The following is a 19,023-nucleotide window of genomic DNA, read 5'->3' as shown; positions in this document are numbered from 1 at the left end:
ATGAGCAGTCATCACAACGACAAGGCCACGTTTCTCGAGCGCCTGATTTTCAATAACCGCCCGGCAGTGATCACGATCTGCCTGTTGGTGAGTATTTTCCTGTTCTGGCAGGCGACGTTGATTCGCCCGTCCACCAGCTTCGAAAAAATGATCCCCTTAAAGCACCCCTTCATCGAGAAGATGATGGAGCACCGCAACGACCTGGCGAACCTGGGCAACACCGTGCGCATTTCGGTGGAAGCCAAGGACGGTGACATCTTCACCAAGGAATACATGGAGACCCTGCGCCAGATCAACGACGAGGTGTTCTACATCTCCGGCGTCGACCGCTCCGGGCTCAAGTCCCTGTGGAGCCCCAGCGTGCGCTGGACCGAAGTTACCGAGGAAGGTTTTGCCGGCGGCGAAGTGATCCCGCAGAGCTACAACGGCTCGCCGGAAAGCCTCGACCAGCTGCGCAACAACGTGCTCAAGTCCGGGCAGGTGGGGCGGCTGGTGGCCAACGATTTCAAGTCGAGCATCGTCGACATTCCGCTGCTGGAGTCCTATCCCGACCCGCAAGACCAGGGCAAGTTGCTGGCCCTGGACTACCGCAAGTTCTCCCATGAACTCGAAGACAAGATCCGCGACAAGTTCGAAGCGCAGAACCCCAACGTCAAGATCCATATCGTCGGGTTTGCCAAGAAGGTCGGCGACCTGATCGACGGCCTGGTGATGGTGGTGCTGTTCTTCGGGATCGCCTTCGTCATCACCCTGGTGTTGCTGCTGTGGTTCACCAACTGCCTGCGCAGTACCGTCGCGGTGTTGAGCACCACGCTGGTGGCGGTGATCTGGCAGTTGGGGCTGATGCATGCCCTGGGTTTCGGGCTGGATCCCTACTCGATGCTGGTACCGTTCCTGATCTTCGCCATCGGCATTTCCCACGGCGTGCAGAAGATCAACGGGATCGCCCTGCAATCCAGTGATGCCGACAACGCCCTGACCGCAGCCCGGCGTACTTTCCGCCAGTTGTTCCTGCCGGGCATGATCGCGATCCTCGCCGATGCGGTGGGTTTTATCACCCTGCTGATCATCGACATCGGCGTGATCCGCGAACTGGCCATCGGCGCCTCGGTGGGGGTGGCGGTGATCGTGTTCACCAACCTGATCCTGCTGCCGGTAGCGATCTCCTACGCGGGCATCAGCAAGCGCGCCATCGAGCGCAGCAAGAAAGACGCCCACCGCGAACACCCGTTCTGGCGCCTGCTCTCGAAGTTCGCCAGCCCCAAAGTCGCCCCGGTGTCGATTGCCCTGGCGCTGGTCGCCTTCGGTGGCGGCCTCTGGTACAGCCAGAACCTGAAGATCGGCGACCTCGACCAGGGCGCGCCGGAACTGCGCCCGGACTCGCGCTACAACAAGGACAACAACTTCATCATCAACAACTACTCCACCAGCTCCGACGTGCTGGTGGTGATGGTCAAGACGCCGCCCGAAGGCTGCTCGCGCTATGAAGCCATGGCGCCCATCGACCAGTTGATGTGGAAGATGCAGAACACCGAGGGCGTGCAGTCGGCCATCTCGCTGGTGACCGTGTCCAAGCAGATGATCAAGGGCATGAACGAGGGCAACCTGAAATGGGAAACCCTGTCGCGCAACCCCGACGTGTTGAACAACTCCATCGCCCGTGCCGATGGCCTGTACAACAACAATTGCTCCCTGGCGCCGGTACTGGTGTTCCTCAACGACCACAAGGCCGAGACCCTCGATCGCGCGGTGCATGCGGTGCAGGACTTCGCCAGGGAGAACAACAAGGACGGCCTGGAATTCATCCTCGCCGCCGGTAACGCCGGGATCGAGGCCGCCACCAACGAGGTGATCAAGGAGTCCGAGCTGATCATCCTGATCCTGGTGTACCTGTGCGTCGCCACCATGTGCATGATCACCTTCCGTTCCTGGGCGGCGACCCTGTGCATCGTGCTGCCGCTGGTGCTGACCTCGGTGCTGGGCAACGCGCTGATGGCGTTCATGGGCATCGGCGTCAAGGTTGCGACCTTGCCGGTGGTGGCGCTGGGCGTGGGGATTGGCGTGGACTACGGCATCTACATCTACAGCCGCCTGGAGAGTTTCCTGCGGGCTGGTTTGCCGTTGCAGGAAGCCTATTACCAGACCCTCAAGTCCACCGGTAAAGCCGTGCTGTTCACCGGCCTGTGCCTGGCCATCGGCGTGTGCACCTGGATCTTCTCGGCGATCAAGTTCCAGGCCGACATGGGCCTGATGCTGACCTTCATGCTGCTGTGGAACATGTTCGGCGCGCTGTGGCTGTTGCCGGCGTTGGCACGCTTCCTGATCAAGCCCGAGAAGCTGGCGGGGCAGAAGGGCAATTCGCTGTTCGCTCACTGATCCAACGCTGTTCGCCAAAACGCCGTGGCCTGTGCCACGGCGTTTTGCATTGCGCGGGCTTAGGCCGATGCAACGATTTGACCTATCATGAGGTCTTTCCCCTTGATGATTGATGGTTATGACTGCCGACACCGCTACCTTGCTCAACGCTTTTGAAGACTGCCAGATGGTCGAGATCGATGGCCTGCATACCTTCGATTTCAGCCTGGATGACCAGAAGTTACTGATCATCTGCATGGACGGTCGTGCCGAGAAGCGCTGGAGTTTCAGCCTGGAGCAGGTCAAGGCGGCGACCTTTGATCAGACCTTGCAAAGCTGGACCCTTACCGGTGACTCGGGCGAACACCGCCTGGTCTGCATGAGCGGCGTTACCGGCAACAATAATGACGAGGATGAAGCGGATGATGATGCGTAAATTCTGGCCCCTGCTGATGGCCGGCAGCGTAGGCGCGATGTCGGTCCAGGCCGCGCCGGTGGACACCTTTGAATTGCTGGTGGGCAGCTACACCGCCGGCACCAGCGAAGGCATCTACCGCCTGCAGTTCGACAGCCGCACCGGGCAGTTCAGCGGCCAGCCGGTGCTCGCCGCCAAGGCAGCCAACCCGTCGTGGCTGACCCTGTCCAAAGACCAGAAACACCTGTTTGTGGTGAATGAAAACGGCCCGGGCCAGAAAGACCCGGTAGGGCGCGTGAGCAGTTACAGCATCGACCCGAAGAACCATCAACTGACCCTGATCAACCAGGTGCAGAGCCTGGGCAACGAGCCGACCCATTCCAGCCTGGCCAGTGACGGGCGTTACCTGTTCGTGGCCAACTATTCGGTGCTGGAAGATCCAGGCGGCAGCCTCGCGGTATTGCCGGTAGACGCCGAAGGCAAGCTGTCACCGCCGGTGCAACTGAGCGGGCACCCGGCCAGCCGGGTCAACCCTGAACGCCAGGCGTCCAACCACGTGCACTCGGTGGTGTCTTCGCCGGACGGCAAATACGTGTTTGTCCAGGACCTCGGTGCGGACAAGATCTTTGCCTACCGCTACGACCCCAAGGCCAACCATGAACTGCCGCTGACCCCGGCCGACCCTGCGTTTGTGCAACTGCCTCCGGGCAGCGGCCCGCGTCACCTGCTGTTCACCGCGGATGGCAAGCACGCCTGGCTGACCACCGAGATGAGCGCGCAGGTTGCGGTGTTCGACTACAACGATGGCAAGCTGACCCAGAAGCAGTTGGTCAACTTCGCTGACGGCCAGCCGGTGTCCGACAAGGCCGGCGCTGCGCTGCACACCTCAAGCGACGGCAAGTTCCTCTACGTGAGCAACCGTGGCACCGCCAACCAGATGCTGGTATTTGCCATCGACCCCGCCACCGCGCAGTTGAAAGAGATCCAGCGCCGCTCGGTGGAAGGTGATCACCCCCGGGAATTCGCCCTGGACCCCAGCGGCAGGTTCCTGCTGATTGCCAACCAGAAGAGCAACCAGATTGTGGTCGTCGAGCGCGATCCCAAGACCGGTCTTTTAGGCAAAACCACGCAGAAACTGGCGATTGATGCCCCCAGCGACCTCAAGTTCCTGGTGCGACACTAAGCCACAGGCCCCGCAGTGCGGGGCCTGCCCCCTTGTATTAATCGTATTGATAGCGGCTAGTGTTTCAATGAATTTCTAAGGCTAACCCCTCGGGCGTAAGTTTGGTTCCAAGGCCAACACAGGCCACCAAGCCAACCGAACACAAGGGTTACCGACATGAACTTCAATCTCTTCTCGATCATCGCCGCTTCCGCTGTTTCTGCCACCGTAGCGTTGCCAGCCAGCGCCAGCGTTGAGATCAGCAGCAAAAAATCCAGCACCAGCGCCTACACCCAGAAATACCTGCAACAAAGCGCCAACTTCTACGCAGCCCTGGACCACAAAATCCAGAACTGAGCGCAATACTCTTTAAGAGCAGGTTTGTTGTGGCGAGGGAGCTTGCTCCCGCTGGACTGCGCAGCAGTCCCATTTTTGGGGTCGCTTCGCAACCCAGCGGGAGCAAGCTCCCTCGCCACAAAAGCTGGCTCTGACCTCAAGGTTTTGCCATCACCGCGACAAACAGCGGCGACTCCAGAAACCGCCGCAACCACCCCTGCAACCGCGGATAAGGCGCCCGGGCAAACCATTCCCGATCCACGTGGGCAAACTGCCTTATAAACGGCACCAGTGCCACATCCGCCAGGCTCAAATGCCCGGCCAGCAAATACTCCCGCCCGGCCAGCAATCCCTCCAGCTTCAACAAAAACACCTCACCTTGCGCCCGATAAACCTCCATCGGCTGCTCCGGATAACGCTCGGCATACTTGTATCGATTCAATTGACGTTTGAAGCCCTGATCATTCTCGTCAATCAGCGCCTGCGTCGCCGCCTCATCCGCCAGCAACCAGCCCTCGGGATCATTTTGCGCCAGCGCCCAGCGCATAATCCCCAGGCTCTCATCGATCACCCGGCCATCCACACTCAGCACCGGCACCGTGCCCTTGGGTGACAGCGCAAGCATTTCAGCCGGCTTGGCCTTGAGGCTCACCTCGACAATCTGCACCGCTACCCCGCAATACCGCAGGGCCATCCGCGCCCGCATCGCATACGGGCAACGGCGGAACGAATACAACACCGCCTGGCTCACTTGACCTCCAGGGTGCTCAAGCCATTGCCCTGGCGCTTGACCTGAATCTGCACCGGAATCCGTTCGTGCATTTCCTGCACGTGGGAAATCACCGCCACCTTGCGGCCCTGAGCCTGCAAGCCGTCAAGGGCGTCCATCGCCAGTTGCAGGGATTCGGGGTCGAGGCTGCCAAAGCCTTCGTCGATAAACAGCGATTCGATCTTCAACGTACTGGAGGCCATCGACGCCAGGCCCAACGCCAGCGCCAGCGACACCAGGAACGTCTCGCCACCGGACAACGAGTGCACCGAGCGCAGTTCGTCGCCCATTTCCGTGTCGAGCACCAGCAGGCCCAGCATGCTGCCGCCGCGTTTCAGGCGGTAGCGGCGCACCAGTTGGCGCAGTTGCACGTTGGCGTGGTGCACCAGCAGGTCGAGGTTGTAGGCCTGGGCGATCTTGCGGAAGGTATCGCCGGTGGCCGAGCCGATCAGCGCATTCAGGCGTGCCCAGCGTTGCCATTCTTCGTAAGCCTTGGCGATTTCGGCCGCCAGCGCCTGGTTGGCGTCCTGGCGACGCTGGTCATCGGCTTGCTGTGCGCGCAGTTCGGCGCAGTGTTTTTCGCCAATGGCCAACGCTGCGTTGAGTTCGGCCAGGGCGCTGTCCAGTTGCTCGGCGTCGAGGTTGCCGTTGTGCAGTGCCTGGTGATCCTTGAGCCGCTGTTCGCGCTCCTGCAGCAGCACCTTGGCCTGTTCGACGGCTTTTTCGCTGTGTTGCAGTTGCTGGCGAAGCTCGGCCACCTGTGGCTCATCGAAGGCCACCAGGCGCGCCAGACCTTGGTCATCGAGTTCCGGGTGCAAGGCACGCCAGTCACCGAGGCGCGTAGTGAGGGCCTGTTGCTCGGTGTCCAGAGCCTGTTGGCGCTCCTGCAGTGACTTGAGGTCGGCGGCCAGTTGGATCAACTGGTTGCGGGTGTCCTGCAACTGTTGGTTGGCCTCGGTCTCATGCTGCCGCGCCTGCTCGACGGCCTGGTCCAGTTGCTGTTGCCAGTGTTCGGCGCTGGAGTTTTCCCCCAGCAGCCCGGCGAGTTTTGCCTCGGCAGCCTGTTGCAGGGTGCTCTGTTCGGCGAGCTGTTTCTGCAAGGTCTCCAGTTGCTGCTGGCGATGTTGCTGGCGGTCCGTTTCCTTGTCGATGGCCTGCTGGCGCTGGAGCTGTTCGGCCAGTTCTTCTTTCTGGTTATCCAGCTGCTCCAGGCGCTGGCTGACTTGTTGGTCGAGCAACATGAAGGTCGCCGCCGGCTCGCTGCGCAGGCCATCGAGGGTCTCGGTGGGCAACAGGCTGGCGAAGGCGTTGAGCTCTTCGTCCAGGCGTTCGCGGTCGTTGGCCAGTTCCCGCTGCTGGTCGATAAGCAATTGGCGCGCCTGTTGGCTGGCGTCCTGGGCGGCTTGCAGTTGCTGCTGCATGCGCCCGGCGTTTTGTTGCAGGTTGAGCAGGGCGCCCTGGCGTTGTTCATCCTGGCTGAGGCTCTGGCTGAGCTGGCTCAGTTGCTGGGCAAGCCAGGCATCACGTTTGGCTGCATCCTGGTTGAACAGCGAGGCTGACAACGGATGGGCTTCAAGGCTCGGAGCCAGGGCCTGTTGTTCTGTCGCGACATCTTGTTGTTGGCGCAAAAGCTCTTTTTGCTGGGCAATCAGCTCCCCCAGCTCCGTGCGCAGCCCGTCCATCTTTTCTTTTAGTGCATCAACGGCTTTGCGGGCATTGGTCACTTCATCCTCATCGTGGCGCTCAAGGCTGCTGAGCAATACTTCGGATGAGTGATAAGGGTGTTCGATGCTTCCACACACGGGGCAGGGTTGCTCGGACTCTAATTGTTCGCGCAACGTTTGAACGTTGATATCACGGGCCAGTCGCTGACGTTCCAGCAACTGCTGAATAACCGAAAGGGTTTGCTCGGCTACCGCAAGGTCCGCCTTGGCTTGAACGCCGACTCGGTTGAACTCTTCACGTTGTTGCTTGGCGGCCTGCTGCTTGGCAATAAGGTCATTGGCGCGCACGTCCAGCTTTTGACTGGTTTCCCACAGCCGCGCCAGGTCTTCAAACGCGCGATGTTGCTTGCGATTGTCCTGCAGCAGGCTGCCCAGCAATTGAATCTGCTCGGCCACCGCATGAGGCTCGGCGCCGGCTTCGTGGTACAGCAGGTCGAGGGCTTCACGTTGCTCGGTCCACTTTTCACCGAGGCGGGTGGCGCGCTCTTCCAGTTGCGGCAGTTCAGCCTGGCCTTTATTCAGGCGGTTGCCGATCAGCATCAACTGTTGCAAGCGGTCGCGGTACGCGCTCCAGGCGTCGCTCAAAGGCGCAAGCGCGGCGCTGCGCTCAAGCTCCGCGGCCAGCCGGTTCAGGCGTTCGGCGACGAGTTTTTGCTTGTCGAGCAAGCCGGTCAATGTCGCCTGGCCTTCCACACAGGCGGCTTCGCCCAGCTGTTTTTCTTCACTGCGCCTGGCCAGCTCACGGGTCAGGTGGGCGAGGGTGGTTTGCTCCTCGAACGCCTGGCGCAGCAAGGGCACGGCATCAGCTTGCTGTTTCAGGGCCTGGGCGAGGGCGGCGTGCACGTCGGTCTGTTGCTGTTGCAGTTGCGTCTGGCAGGTGTGCAGCGCGGCTTGCTGCTCAAGGTGCTGCTGGATCTGTGCGGCGAGGGGCTGCAACTGTGCGGTCAGTTCGGCCTGGCGGGCGAAGTGGTGACGTTGCGGCGCCAGTTGTTCCAGGCGGCTGAGGTCCAGGCGTTGCGGGCCCTGGCTTTCCCAGTGTTGCTGGGCCTGTTGCAGCTGTTCGGCTGCGCCTTGCTGGCGCTCCTGCCATTCCCGCAGTTCCTTGAGCCAGGTGTGCTGCAGCTCAAGCTGCTTGAGTTGCGCCTGTTGGGTCTTGAGTTGCTGCTGGGCGGCGGCCAGTTGTGCGTCCAGTTCGGCGCGGGCTTCGGGGGCCAGTGGGGTAAAGCCGGTGGCCTGGTCTTGCAGCTGCTTGTGGGCGTCCCGGGCATCCTTGGCCTTGTCGAAGGCGCGGCGGCCGAGCTGGGTGTAGAGCGCGGTGTCGGTGAGCTTTTCCAGCAGTTCGCTGCGCTCGTTGTCGTTGGCCTTGAGGAACGCGCTGAACTCACTTTGGGCCAGCAACACGGCGCGGGTGAACTGCTCGAAGTTCAGGCCCAGGGCCAGTTCCAGCTGGGTTTTGTATTCGGTTTTCTGGCTGGCCAGCAGTTGCTCGCTGTCCAGGTCGATCAGGCTTTGCCGGCTGTTTTGCAGCTTGCCGCTGGCCTTGTCCCGGGCGCGGTTGGCTTCCCAGCGGGCGCGGTAGCGGCGGCCGCTGACGCCGACAAAATCCACTTCGGCATAACCCCCGCCGGTGCCCCGGCGAACCAGGGTGCGCGGGTCGCCGATGGAAATGTCGGTATCGGCATCCGGCATTTTTGCCTGGCCGGTATCGCCCAGGCGCGGCACGGCGCCAAACAGCGCCAGGCACAGGGCATCGAGCAAGGTACTTTTACCGGCGCCGGTGGGCCCGGTAATCGCGAACAACCCGGCGCTGGCCAGGGGCTCGGCGGTGAAGTCGATTTCAAACGGGCCCGCCAACGAGGCGAGGTTTTTCAGGCGAATGGCGAGGATCTTCATGGCTGTTCGCCCTCCTGTTGCACTTCCTGGAGCAGCACGGCGAAGTCCTTCAAGGTTTGTTCGTCCACTTCACTGCCGTAGCTTTCCTGCCAGGCGCGGCTGAACAATTCCTGGGGCGTGAGCTGGTCGAGTTCGATCAGGCGGTCTTCCTGGCTGTCTTCGCGGCTGCCGCTGCCGGCGTATTCGGCGGCGATGCGCACCAGGCGCACGGCTTTGCCTTGCAGGGCATTTTCCACTTGCTGGCGCAGGTCGGGTTGCGGCTCGTCGAGGCGCACCCGCACTTCCAGCCAGGGCTGGCGCTGGGTTTCGGCCAGCAGGTCGATGTCGGGCAAGTCGGCCAGTTGCTTGAGGATATCGGCCAGGGGTGCGGCTTCCAGGCGTTGCAGGTTGACCGAACGGGGGATCAGCCGTGATTCGACGCTGACCAGGGTTTCGCCGTCCAGCTGCACGTCGAGGATCTGATGCTGGTAGCCGATTTCCGAAAATGACAGCGGGATCGGCGAGCCGCAGTAGCGAATCCGCTCCTCCCCATTCACCCGCTGGGGTTTGTGCAAATGGCCGAGGGCCACGTAACTGACGCTGGCATCGAACAGGCTGGCGGGCAGCGCCTCGGCATTGCCGATGATCAGGCTGCGCTCGGAGTCTTCCGACACCGAGCCGCCGGCCATGTGCGCATGGCTGATGGCAACCAGCGCCTGGCCTGGCTGGCGCTTGGCGTTGGCGGCGGCGATCAGCCATTCATGCACCTGACCGATGCCCCGCAGGTAATCGTCCCCCAGTTGCGCGCCGGTCACTTCGGCCGGGCGCAGGAAGGGCAGGGCCAGGCACCAGCCGGCGATTTCACCGCTGGCATCGGGCAATGGAATCAGCAGGCGTTCGACATCCAGTTGCCCGTCATCCAGCCACAGCACCCGGCCCAGGGCGTGGGTGCGCAGACGGCGCATCAGCGGCGCTGGCAATTCGATGCGTGAACCGGAATCGTGGTTGCCGGCGATCATCACGATGGTCAGCGCGGGGTTTTGCTCGTGGGCGCTGATGATGAAGTCATACAGGCGCTCCTGGGCCTTGAGCGGCGGGTTGACCGTGTCGAAGATATCGCCGGCGATCAGCAGCACATCAGGGCGGTGCAGGCCCAACTGGCCCAGCAGCCAGTCGAGGAAGCAGGCGTGTTCGAAGTCGCGTTCCTGGCCGTGGAGGTTTTGCCCAAGGTGCCAGTCGGAGGTGTGAAACAGACGCAAGGCGATCTCCGTAAAAAAGAGGGTGACCGCTCAAGACAGGATGGCGGTACGCAGAACCGCCAATTCTACTGTGCTAATGAACCTATTGCGCGCACACCCTGCTTTTTGTGGCGAGGGAGCTTGCTGTGGTGGGGAGCTTGCTGTGGTAGGGAGCTTGCTGTGGCGAGGGAGCTTGCTCCCGCTGGGGCGCGAAGCGGCCCTGATCCGGCTGATGCGGTTTTCCAGGAAGAAGCGCATTTGCCTGTTTTGGGGCCGCTTCGCAGCCCAGCGGGAGCAAGCTCCCTCGCCACAGCAAGCTCCTCGCCACAGCAAGCTGTCTCAACCTCATTAAGGTGTTTGGCGAAATTAAACGTCGCGCATTAGAAGGCCAAAGCGCAGGTCCATTTCCGCCGGGATCGGCAGATACACCGTATGCCCGTCGCCCGGCGCCACCTCGATCGCCTCGCCCTTGGCGTTGTGCAGCGTGGCCAGGTCGAAGTGGAAATTCCCCGCCGGGGTCATCAGTTCCAGGTGATTGCCCACGGCAAACCGGTTCTTTACCTTGACCTCGGCCAACTCGCCGCGCCGCTCACCGGTCAGCTCGCCGACGAACTGCTGGCGTTCTGAAACCGAGCTGCCGTTCTGGTAGTTCTGGTATTCATCGTGCACGTGCCGGCGCAGGAAACCTTCGGTATAGCCGCGCTGGGCCAGGGATTCGAGGTTGGTCATCAGGCCCCGGTCGAAGTCGCGCCCGGCCACCGCGTCATCAATCGCCTGGCGATACACCTGGGTGGTGCGGGCGCAATAGAAGTGGGATTTAGTGCGGCCTTCGATCTTCAGGGAATGCACGCCCATGCCCGTCAGCCGCTCCACGTGCTGCACCGCCCGCAGGTCCTTGGCGTTCATGATGTAGGTGCCGTGCTCGTCTTCGAAGGCGGGCATCTGTTCATCAGGGCGGTTGGCCTCCTGCAACAGGAACACCTGATCGGTGGAGGCGCCGAGGCCCAGGGTCGGTTCGGGCGCGTACTGCTGCACGATGTCGCCCGTGGCATTTTCCACGGCGGGAGTGGCCTGGTATTTCCAGCGGCAGGCGTTGGTGCACGTGCCCTGGTTGGCATCGCGCTTGTTCATGTAGCCCGACAGCAGGCAGCGCCCGGAATAGGCCATGCACAGCGCGCCGTGCACAAACACTTCCAGCTCCATGGCGGGGACGTGCTGGCGAATTTCTTCGATCTCTTCCAGCGACAGCTCCCGCGACAGGATGATCCGGCAGATGCCCTGGGCCTGCCAGAACTCGACGCTGGCCCAGTTCACGGTATTGGCCTGCACCGACAGGTGGATCGGCATGTGCGGGAAGTGCCGGCGCACCAGCATGATCAGGCCCGGGTCGGACATGATCAGCGCGTCCGGGCCCATGGCGATCACCGGGGCGAGGTCCTTGAGGAAGGTTTTCAGCTTGGCGTTGTGCGGCGCGATATTCACCACCACGTAGAAACGCTTGCCCTGGGCCTGGGCTTCCTGGATGCCGAGGGCGAGGTTGGCGTGGTCGAACTCGTTATTGCGTACCCGCAGGCTGTAGCGCGGTTGCCCGGCGTAGACGGCATCGGCGCCGTAGGCAAAGGCGTAACGCATGTTTTTCAGGGTGCCGGCGGGGGCGAGCAGTTCGGGGGCGATAACGGGGGGCATGGGTTAGGGTCGCAAAAGGGCGGCAGGGTAGCCGGGCCTGCCGCACGGTTTATTGATCCAGGTCTAATAAATAGGGCACTCGCAGGATTTGCGGCGGACTAAGCATCAAGGTGCACATGAGTGTCCTGTGTTTTTGAGATGGATCGGCCATGAATCAAACCAACCTGCAATTCAAAACCCTGTTGTTGCTGCTCGCCCTGGTGACCATCGCGTTTATCTGGATTCTGCTGCCGTTCTACGGCGCGGTGTTCTGGGCGGTAATCCTGGGGATCATCTTTGCGCCGATGCAACGGCGCTTCCAGCAACGTTTTGGCTGGAACCGCAACTTCACCTCGCTGGCGACCCTGACGGTGTGCCTGGTGATCGCGATTTTGCCGGTGATCATCACCAGCGCCTTGCTGGTGCAGGAGGGCGCCACGCTGTACAAGAACGTCGAGAGCGGCAAGCTCGACGTCGCCGGGTATATCGAACAGTTCAAGAATTTCCTGCCACCGTACTTCCAGCACCTGCTGGACCGCTTTGGCATGGGCAACCTGGAAGGCCTGCGGGAGAAGATCGTCAAGAGCGCGATGCAGGGCAGCCAGTTTTTCGCGACCCAGGCCTTCAGCTTCGGCCAGGGCACGTTTGATTTCCTGGTGAGCTTTTTCATCATGCTGTATTTGCTGTTCTTCCTGCTGCGGGACGGTCCGGAGTTGGTGCGCAAGGTGCGTACCGCGGTGCCACTGGCCGAACCGCAAAAACGTCGCCTGCAACTGAAATTCAACCGGGTGGTGCGGGCCACGGTGAAAGGCAACGTGCTGGTGGCGGTGACGCAAGGCGCGCTGGGTGGTTTGATTTTCTGGTTCCTGGACATTCCCAGTGCCTTGCTCTGGGCGGTGTTGATGGCGTTTCTTTCGCTGCTGCCGGCGGTGGGCGCGGGGATTGTGTGGGGGCCGGTGGCGGCGTATTTCCTGCTCAGCGGGTCGATCTGGCAAGGCGTGGTGCTGGGGCTGTTCGGGGTGTTTGTGATCGGGCTGGTGGACAACGTGTTGCGGCCGATCCTGGTGGGCAAGGACACCCGGATGCCGGATTACCTGATCCTGATCTCAACCCTGGGCGGGTTGTCGATCTTTGGCCTGAACGGTTTTGTCATCGGGCCGCTGATCGCTGCCTTGTTCATGTCCAGTTGGGCGCTGTTTGTCGAAACCAAACCGCGGGTGCAACTGCCTTAGGCATGAAAGCAATCAGCCATCTTGACCGACAGGGCCTGGGCGGCCGGTAACGAGGTGAGCGGGCCGCTGATGGCTTCGCCATCGCGTACCAGGTACCAGCAGGCGAGCAAACCCAACTCCCGGAGTGGGGCGGGAACGGCACTGCCGATAACGGACATGATTTGGATAGTGGGCATGACGACCTCCGATAAGCTATGGAGGTGACATTACGGTGCGCGGGCCTTAAGGGAAAATTAACCTGCTCGATAGTCGACATCACTGTTATCGAGCGATCGGTCAGTCGACAACCTGGTCGAGCATGTGCACCACTTCCTGCTCACTGAGCAGGCCCTTGCGCACCAGGTTTTCCGTCAGCAAGGACAGGAACTTGGCGTTGCGATGGCCTTCCAGGGCCTTGAGTTCGGTCAGCACGCTATAGACCTTGCTCGACGTGCAGAGGCCAGCGGTGCGATGGGGGTTTTGCGTGAGCATGGTCGGTCGTCCTTGTTGTTATTGACTGGACAATGGTGATAGTGGAAGCCGTTCAAGACACAAACATGACAGCGCGAGCCCTGTTCGGGCAAGTGCCTATTGAGATCAATGATGTGGGATTTGGCCACAGCCATTGTCCTTATAACGACCTTGGCGAGATTTATTCAGACCAACAGGCCAAAAAAAGGCCCCGCTTTTAGGGCGGAGCCTGTTCAGGTGTGTCAGTTCATGCTTACCAGCCGCGGCCGTAGTAACCGTGTGGAGGGCCGTAGTAGCCACGCGGTGGGCCGTAGTAGACCGGCGCCGGGCGGTAATAAACCTGTTGTTGCACATACACAGGCGGTGGCGGTGCGTAATAGACCGGCGGCGGAGCGGCATACACCGGCTGCGGCTGGACATACACCGGCTGTTGCACGTAGACCGGCTGCTGCTGGCTGGCAACGATCGAGCCGCCTACCACTGCACCGACAACGGCACCCAGTGCAAGTGGAGCACCCCAACCACCACCGTGGGCGGAGGCTTGTCCTGCTATAGCGAGTGCGCCGATAAGCAAGGCGATCTTGGGGATTTTACGAATCATGGTCATTCCTCGGTTAGCCCCTGCGCTTGTGGTCTGCAATCAATAGACTCAAGGATTGTCGCGGGGATACTTTTAAGACAGCGTATTTCTGAAAAACAGCACAGCCGATAGGTAAAGGTTGTGTAAGGTCTGTATCGGCGCGCTTACACAAGCGGCCGGGCACAATGCGTATGATCCATGGCAACCCGCCGGCGCGGGTAATCCGTCTATCCGAAACCGCCTCTGGAAGGGCTTCAAGGAGTTACCGATGCAGATGAACCCCAACAAGGACACCCAACTGTGCATGTCACTGTCGGCGCGCCCCGGGAATTTTGGCCTGCGTTTTCATAACCACCTGTACGAACAGTTGGGGCTGAATTTCTACTACAAGGCCTTCAGCAGCCACGACTTGCCGGGCGCCGTCGGTGGCATTCGTGCCTTGGGTATTCGTGGGTGTGGCGTGTCGATGCCGTTCAAGGAGGCCTGCATTGCCCTGGTGGATGAGCTGGACGATTCGGCGCGGGCCATTGCGTCGATCAATACCATCGTCAACACCAACGGGCATTTGAAGGCCTACAACACTGACTACATCGCCATCGAGCAACTGCTGAAGAAGCATGAAGTGCCCAAGGATTCGACCTTCGCCCTGCGCGGCAGCGGCGGCATGGCCAAGGCCGTGGCCAGCGCCTTGCGTGATGGTGGCTACGCCAATGGCGTGATCGTGGCGCGCAATGAAGCGGCGGGCCGGGCACTGGCCCAGAGCCTGGGGTATGAGTGGCAGGCGGAGCTGGGGGCTTTGCGCCCGCAGATGCTGGTCAACGTGACGCCGATTGGCATGACTGGAGGGGCGGAAGCGGATCAGTTGGCGTTTGATGCTGACGCCATTGATACGGCCGAGACGGTATTTGACGTGGTGGCGATTCCCTCGGAAACCCCACTGATTTTGCGTGGTCGCGCCCAGGGCAAGCGGGTGATTACCGGTCTGGAAGTGATCGCCATCCAGGCGCTGGAGCAGTTTGTGCTGTACACCGGCGTGCGGCCGACGGATGCGCAGTTTCAGGCCGCGGTAGCGTTTGCCCGAAGCTGAGCCTCACCGCTGATTTAGTGGCGAGGGAGCTTGCTGTGGTGAGGGGGGCTTGCTGCGGCGAGGGAGCTTGCTCCCGCTGGAGTGCGTAGCGCTCCCAGTTTTTTGGGGCTGCTTCGCAACCCAGCGGGAGCAAGCTCCCTCGCCACAGCAAGCTCCCCCTCCACAGCAAGCTCCCCCACCACAATGGTTATTCCAACCGGGAAAGGCGCTCTTCCAGCGCCGCAATCCGCGCCTCCAGCTCTTCGATACGCTCCAGCGAAACGCCACTTCCCGCACCGCGCTCCACCGGATTGCCACGCGCCGCCAGGATCGCCTCGATATCCGCCGGGTCCCCAAGGGCATGCACGTACCGATCCTCCCGCTGCCCCGACTGACGCGGCACCAGCAGCGCCAGCCCACGGGCAATCAGGCGTTCCAGTTGATGCACCACCTGCTCGGCGTCTTCAAAGTCATGCATGCGCCCGCTGCGGGTCAGCAGTTCGTTGACCGTCTGCGGCCCCCGCAGGAACAGCAAGCCACTGAGGATCACCTGGGCCGGCACCAACTCCAGCGCCTTGTCCACCCGATGCTCCCAGCGATCGGCGCGGCTGCCCATCACCAGCCGGGTAAAACCGCGACCTTCCAAGGCCCGCAGGCTCTGGCCCACCTGGCCCTGGCTCAGGTTCATCACCGGCTCGCGGCTGGTTTTCTGGTTGCAGGCGATCACCAGCGCGTTGAGGGTCAACGGGTAGGTTTCGGGGCTGGTGGCCTGTTTTTCGATCAGGCAGCCCAGGATGCGGATTTCCGTGCTGTTCAGGCGCGGTTCTTCAGAAGTCGTGTCGTGCTCGGTGGTCATCGCGCTTTCCCTAATGCAGTGAGCCCACTAGCCTAATCCTGAAAAAATAAAAGACAAGCGGCGCCGGCTGCTGGCATGTCTATAATCGCCGCTGTTTCAAACCCTGCCACAACTGTCGAGACTGTCATGACTATTTCCCTGTACGCCGCTTCCCTCCCGGTCTTCAAGCAAATGCTCAACGCCCTGAGCGATGTGCTGAACAAGGCCGAAGCCCACGCCACCGCCAAGAACATCGACCCGAACGCTTTCCTGCAAGCACGCCTGTACCCGGATATGTTCCCGCTGGTGCGCCAGGTGCAGATCGCCGTCGACTTCGCCAAAGGCGTTTCTGCCCGCCTGGCTGAAATCGAAGTCCCGAAATACGACGACACAGAAGTCACCTTCGCCGACCTGCAAGCGCTGATCGCCAAGGTCCTGGCGTTTATCGACACCATCACCCCGGCCCAGGTCGACGGTAAAGAAGGCATCGAAATCGTCACCCGCCCTGGCACCCCGAAAGAGAAGCGCTTCAGTGGCCAGTCGTACCTGCTGAGCTACGGCCTGCCGCAGTTCTTCTTCCACGTCACCACTGCTTACGCCTTGCTGCGTCACAACGGTGTGGAAGTGGGCAAGCGCGACTACATGGGCGCGTTCTAAGCCTTAAGGCGTAAAAAAAGCCCGGGGCGGTTCATTCACGAACCACCCCGGGCTTTTTTGTGCGCGTAAGGTTTACGCGGCTTGCTCTTCCTTGCCCAGGCACGCGGCAGCGGTGAACAACACGTCGGTGGACGAATTCAGCGCGGTTTCCGCCGAGTCCTGCAACACTCCGATGATAAAGCCTACGGCCACCACCTGCATGGCGATTTCACTGGGAATGCCGAACAGGCTGCACGCCAGCGGAATCAACAGCAGCGAACCACCGGCCACACCCGACGCGCCACAGGCACACACCGCCGCGACCACGCTGAGCAGCACGGCGGTGGGGATGTCCACGGCAATGCCCAGGGTGTGCACGGCGGCCAGGGTCAGCACGGTGATGGTGATGGCCGCGCCGGCCATATTGATGGTGGCGCCCAGGGGGATCGACACCGAGTAGGTGTCTTCATGCAGGCCCAAGCGCTTGCTCAATGCCAGGTTGACCGGGATGTTGGCCGCCGAACTGCGGGTGAAAAACGCGGTGATGCCGCTTTCCCGCAGGCACATCAGCACCAGCGGGTAAGGGTTGCGGCGCAGTTTCCAGTACACGATGGCCGGGTTGATCACCAGCGCCACGAACAGCATGCAGCCGATCAACACCAGCAGCAAGTGCGCGTAGCCCAGTAAGGCGCCGAAGCCGGAGGTAGCGAGGGTCGAGGCCACCAGGCCGAAGATCCCCAGTGGCGCGAAGCGGATCACCATGCGCACGATCAGCGTGACGCCGTTGGACAGGTCGCCCAGTACCGTGCGGGTGGTGTCGCTGGCATGGCGAATCGCTATGCCCATGCCGATGGCCCAGGCCAGGATGCCGATGAAATTGGCATTCATCAGCGCGCTGACCGGGTTGTCCACCACACTGAGCAACAGGCTTTGCATCACTTCGCCAATCCCGCCGGGGGCGCTGACGGCCACATCGTGGGTGGCCAGCACCAGCGAGGAGGGGAACCGCGTGCTGGCGATCACTGCGACCACGGCGGCGGCAAAGGTGCCCAGCAGGTACAGGAACAGGATCGGCCGGATATGGGTTTCCTGGCCGTGCTTGTGGTTGGCAATCGAGGCCATCACCAGCACAAACACCAGGATCGGCGCGACGGCCTTGAGCGCCGAGACGAAGACCTTGCCGATAAAACCGGTGGCTTGTGCGACGTCGGGTAACAGAAGGGCCAATAGAATGCCGGCGACCAGGCCGATGACAATTTGGGTGACCAGGGTGACCGACATCAGTCGTTGAAAGAGGGAAGGGGCAGCAGTCATAAAAGGGTTGTCTCTGGTTTTTTCTAATTAGATGCAGCTAAGGCAGCGTGAATCTGGCAGGGGCGGAGTCTAGCATCTGTAGGAAATGTCTAATCCGGGTGCGGCGTTCCGTCGCCACGCTGCGACACATTCTGTTAACATTGCCCATCCTCTTATTTCTTCTTTATCAGCGGGCCTTCCGGGCTTTCGTTGATGTTGCTGTTTTCTGGAGTTTTTAATGTTGTTTCCGATCCTGCTGCTGTCAGCCGCCGGTTTTACCGTGCTGACCACAGAATTCATCATCGTCGGCCTGTTGCCTTCCATCGCCCGGGACCTCGACGTAAGCGTGTCCCAGGCCGGGTTGCTGGTGACGTTGTTCGCCTTCACGGTGGCGGCGTTCGGCCCATTCCTGACCGCGTATTTCGCGCGGTTCGAGCGCAAGCGGCTGTTCATCACGATCCTGATCATGTTCGGCCTGGCCAACACCTTGGCGGCACTGGCGCCGAACATCTGGGTCATGTCCCTGGCCCGCCTGATCCCGGCGCTGGGCTTGCCGGTGTTCTGGGCCTTGGCCAGCGAGACCGCGGTGGACATTGTCGGACCGGACTTCGCCGGCCGCGCGATTGAAAAGATCGGTTTCGGCATCGTGTGTGCCACGGTTTTCGGCATCCCGGTGGGCACGCTGATTTCCGATATGTTCGGCTGGCGCACCGCGTTTGGCATTCTCGCGGTGGTGGCGTTTGCCAAGGCCCTGCTGCTGTTTATCTACCTGCCGAAGACCCGCGCGAAGAACGACCAGGTCAGCCTGCGCTCGCAGTTCAAGATTTTGCGCAGTCCGCTGATGCAAGGGCATATCCTGCTGTCGATCTTGGTGTTCAGCGGCATGTTCACCGCCTACACCTACCTGGCCGATATCCTCGAACGCCTGGCGGGTTTTGACGGGACGGTGGTGGGCTGGTGCCTGATGGGCTTTGGCGCCGTGGGCCTGATCGGCAATTCATTGGGCGGGCGCATGGTCGACCGTCATCCGCTGATCGCCTCGATGCTGTTCTGCGGTTTCATGATCGCCGGCATGGTGGCGCTGGTCCCGGCCATTCACTCCACCGTCGGGCTGGCGGCGGCAATGGCCGTTTGGGGCGTGACCCAGGCGGCGCTGTTCCTGGTCAGCCATGTGCGGCTGATGAAAGCCGCGCCCCATGCGCCGGCGTTTGCCGCCTCGCTGAACATCGCCGGGGCCAACCTGGGGATTGGCCTGGGGGCGCTGGTGGGTGGGCATGTGATCGACACTCTGGGCCTGGGCAGCCTCGGGTTTGCCGCCGCCGGTTTTATCCTGCTGTCGATCCTGCTGGCGCTGTGGCTGATGACTGCCAAGACCCGCGCCGTCTGCGCCTGAGT

Annotated in this window: 17 protein-coding genes; 8 read left to right on the top strand and 9 right to left on the bottom strand. The window is 61.5% G+C overall.

The window, feature by feature from the left end:
- From V3W39_RS14060 to V3W39_RS14045, 4 genes are all read left to right on the top strand, one after another.
- Positions 1-2,376, top strand: a complete 2,376-nt coding sequence (locus V3W39_RS14060; protein ID WP_177120188.1) for an efflux RND transporter permease subunit — start codon at positions 1-3, stop codon at positions 2,374-2,376.
- 118 nt (positions 2,377-2,494) lie between these two features.
- On the top strand, positions 2,495-2,791 hold the full coding sequence (locus tag V3W39_RS14055; RefSeq protein ID WP_010172342.1) for a DUF5629 family protein: 297 nt from the start codon (positions 2,495-2,497) through the stop codon (positions 2,789-2,791).
- Positions 2,778-3,953 (top strand): lactonase family protein, encoded by a 1,176-nt coding sequence (locus V3W39_RS14050; RefSeq protein ID WP_330212807.1) that lies wholly within the window; start codon positions 2,778-2,780, stop codon positions 3,951-3,953. The genes V3W39_RS14055 and V3W39_RS14050 overlap by 14 nt, the downstream gene beginning before the upstream one ends.
- 156 nt (positions 3,954-4,109) lie before the next feature.
- On the top strand, positions 4,110-4,289 hold the full coding sequence (locus V3W39_RS14045; protein ID WP_177042573.1) for a hypothetical protein: 180 nt from the start codon (positions 4,110-4,112) through the stop codon (positions 4,287-4,289).
- A 136-nt stretch (positions 4,290-4,425) separates the two neighbouring features.
- On the opposite strand, the gene V3W39_RS14040 is transcribed toward V3W39_RS14045, so the two are convergent.
- The 4 genes from V3W39_RS14040 to trhP all read right to left on the bottom strand — a co-directional run bounded on the left by V3W39_RS14040 (position 4,426) and on the right by trhP (position 11,557).
- Complete coding sequence (locus V3W39_RS14040) at positions 4,426-5,019, bottom strand: glutathione S-transferase (protein ID WP_330212806.1); 594 nt, start codon at positions 5,017-5,019, stop codon at positions 4,426-4,428.
- Entirely contained in the window at positions 5,016-8,654 is a 3,639-nt protein-coding gene (locus V3W39_RS14035; RefSeq protein WP_330212805.1) for an AAA family ATPase, read from the bottom strand. Before V3W39_RS14035 ends, V3W39_RS14040 begins: the two co-directional genes overlap by 4 nt.
- Positions 8,651-9,892 (bottom strand): exonuclease SbcCD subunit D C-terminal domain-containing protein, encoded by a 1,242-nt coding sequence (locus tag V3W39_RS14030; protein ID WP_330212804.1) that lies wholly within the window; start codon positions 9,890-9,892, stop codon positions 8,651-8,653. The genes V3W39_RS14035 and V3W39_RS14030 overlap by 4 nt, the downstream gene beginning before the upstream one ends.
- Positions 9,893-10,237: 345 nt before the next feature.
- Positions 10,238-11,557: a prephenate-dependent tRNA uridine(34) hydroxylase TrhP gene (gene trhP, locus V3W39_RS14025; protein WP_177042569.1), complete on the bottom strand. Its 1,320-nt coding sequence runs from the start codon at positions 11,555-11,557 to the stop codon at positions 10,238-10,240.
- A 149-nt stretch (positions 11,558-11,706) separates the two neighbouring features.
- Here trhP and V3W39_RS14020 point away from each other — a divergent pair, with 149 nt between their 5' ends.
- The gene (locus V3W39_RS14020) at positions 11,707-12,768 is read left to right on the top strand and encodes an AI-2E family transporter (protein ID WP_177120193.1); all 1,062 of its coding nucleotides are present in this window, start codon (positions 11,707-11,709) and stop codon (positions 12,766-12,768) included.
- Here V3W39_RS14020 and V3W39_RS14015 read toward each other — a convergent pair.
- The 3 genes from V3W39_RS14015 to V3W39_RS14005 all read right to left on the bottom strand — a co-directional run bounded on the left by V3W39_RS14015 (position 12,765) and on the right by V3W39_RS14005 (position 13,825).
- Positions 12,765-12,944, bottom strand: a complete 180-nt coding sequence (locus V3W39_RS14015; protein ID WP_134868689.1) for a hypothetical protein — start codon at positions 12,942-12,944, stop codon at positions 12,765-12,767. The genes V3W39_RS14020 and V3W39_RS14015 overlap by 4 nt on opposite strands.
- A 100-nt stretch (positions 12,945-13,044) precedes the next feature.
- Complete coding sequence (locus V3W39_RS14010) at positions 13,045-13,239, bottom strand: hypothetical protein (protein ID WP_330212803.1); 195 nt, start codon at positions 13,237-13,239, stop codon at positions 13,045-13,047.
- Between the two features lie 232 nt (positions 13,240-13,471).
- Positions 13,472-13,825 (bottom strand): hypothetical protein, encoded by a 354-nt coding sequence (locus V3W39_RS14005; RefSeq protein WP_010172321.1) that lies wholly within the window; start codon positions 13,823-13,825, stop codon positions 13,472-13,474.
- 241 nt (positions 13,826-14,066) lie between these two features.
- Between V3W39_RS14005 and V3W39_RS14000 the strand changes: the two genes are divergently transcribed.
- Positions 14,067-14,885: a shikimate 5-dehydrogenase gene (locus V3W39_RS14000; RefSeq protein ID WP_330212802.1), complete on the top strand. Its 819-nt coding sequence runs from the start codon at positions 14,067-14,069 to the stop codon at positions 14,883-14,885.
- A 187-nt stretch (positions 14,886-15,072) separates the two neighbouring features.
- On the opposite strand, the gene V3W39_RS13995 is transcribed toward V3W39_RS14000, so the two are convergent.
- Entirely contained in the window at positions 15,073-15,720 is a 648-nt protein-coding gene (locus tag V3W39_RS13995) for a YceH family protein (RefSeq protein WP_177112935.1), read from the bottom strand.
- A 126-nt stretch (positions 15,721-15,846) separates the two neighbouring features.
- On the opposite strand from V3W39_RS13995, the gene V3W39_RS13990 reads away from it, so the two are divergent.
- The gene (locus tag V3W39_RS13990; RefSeq protein ID WP_088423220.1) at positions 15,847-16,356 is read left to right on the top strand and encodes a DUF1993 domain-containing protein; all 510 of its coding nucleotides are present in this window, start codon (positions 15,847-15,849) and stop codon (positions 16,354-16,356) included.
- A 72-nt stretch (positions 16,357-16,428) separates the two neighbouring features.
- Here V3W39_RS13990 and sstT read toward each other — a convergent pair whose 3' ends face one another.
- The gene (gene sstT, locus V3W39_RS13985) at positions 16,429-17,649 is read right to left on the bottom strand and encodes a serine/threonine transporter SstT (protein ID WP_330212801.1); all 1,221 of its coding nucleotides are present in this window, start codon (positions 17,647-17,649) and stop codon (positions 16,429-16,431) included.
- 217 nt (positions 17,650-17,866) lie between these two features.
- Between sstT and V3W39_RS13980 the strand changes: the two genes are divergently transcribed.
- The gene (locus V3W39_RS13980; protein ID WP_259198899.1) at positions 17,867-19,021 is read left to right on the top strand and encodes an MFS transporter; all 1,155 of its coding nucleotides are present in this window, start codon (positions 17,867-17,869) and stop codon (positions 19,019-19,021) included.
- Positions 19,022-19,023 lie beyond the last annotated feature (2 nt).

The organism is Pseudomonas sp. Z18(2022) (assembly GCF_036346535.1).
Classification (GTDB): Bacteria; Pseudomonadota; Gammaproteobacteria; order Pseudomonadales; family Pseudomonadaceae; genus Aquipseudomonas; species Aquipseudomonas yamanorum_A.
Note: the sequence above shows the minus strand (reverse complement) of the source record. Positions and strands in the feature narration are given on the sequence as shown.

Bases quoted from the DNA above. Each gene is read 5' to 3' on its own strand.
- V3W39_RS14010 (WP_330212803.1), bottom strand. From the start codon at position 13,239: ATGCTCACGCAAAACCCCCATCGCACCGCTGGCCTCTGCACGTCGAGC.
- V3W39_RS14055 (WP_010172342.1), top strand. From the start codon at position 2,495: ATGACTGCCGACACCGCTACCTTGCTCAACGCTTTTGAAGACTGCCAG.
- V3W39_RS14050 (WP_330212807.1), top strand. From the start codon at position 2,778: ATGATGATGCGTAAATTCTGGCCCCTGCTGATGGCCGGCAGCGTAGGC.
- V3W39_RS14005 (WP_010172321.1), bottom strand. From the start codon at position 13,825: ATGACCATGATTCGTAAAATCCCCAAGATCGCCTTGCTTATCGGCGCA.
- V3W39_RS13980 (WP_259198899.1), top strand. From the start codon at position 17,867: ATGTTGTTTCCGATCCTGCTGCTGTCAGCCGCCGGTTTTACCGTGCTG.
- V3W39_RS14045 (WP_177042573.1), top strand. From the start codon at position 4,110: ATGAACTTCAATCTCTTCTCGATCATCGCCGCTTCCGCTGTTTCTGCC.
- trhP (WP_177042569.1), bottom strand. From the start codon at position 11,557: ATGCCCCCCGTTATCGCCCCCGAACTGCTCGCCCCCGCCGGCACCCTG.
- sstT (WP_330212801.1), bottom strand. From the start codon at position 17,649: ATGACTGCTGCCCCTTCCCTCTTTCAACGACTGATGTCGGTCACCCTG.
- V3W39_RS14020 (WP_177120193.1), top strand. From the start codon at position 11,707: ATGAATCAAACCAACCTGCAATTCAAAACCCTGTTGTTGCTGCTCGCC.
- V3W39_RS14000 (WP_330212802.1), top strand. From the start codon at position 14,067: ATGCAGATGAACCCCAACAAGGACACCCAACTGTGCATGTCACTGTCG.
- V3W39_RS14035 (WP_330212805.1), bottom strand. From the start codon at position 8,654: ATGAAGATCCTCGCCATTCGCCTGAAAAACCTCGCCTCGTTGGCGGGC.
- V3W39_RS13990 (WP_088423220.1), top strand. From the start codon at position 15,847: ATGACTATTTCCCTGTACGCCGCTTCCCTCCCGGTCTTCAAGCAAATG.
- V3W39_RS14015 (WP_134868689.1), bottom strand. From the start codon at position 12,944: ATGCCCACTATCCAAATCATGTCCGTTATCGGCAGTGCCGTTCCCGCC.
- V3W39_RS14060 (WP_177120188.1), top strand. From the start codon at position 1: ATGAGCAGTCATCACAACGACAAGGCCACGTTTCTCGAGCGCCTGATT.
- V3W39_RS13995 (WP_177112935.1), bottom strand. From the start codon at position 15,720: ATGACCACCGAGCACGACACGACTTCTGAAGAACCGCGCCTGAACAGC.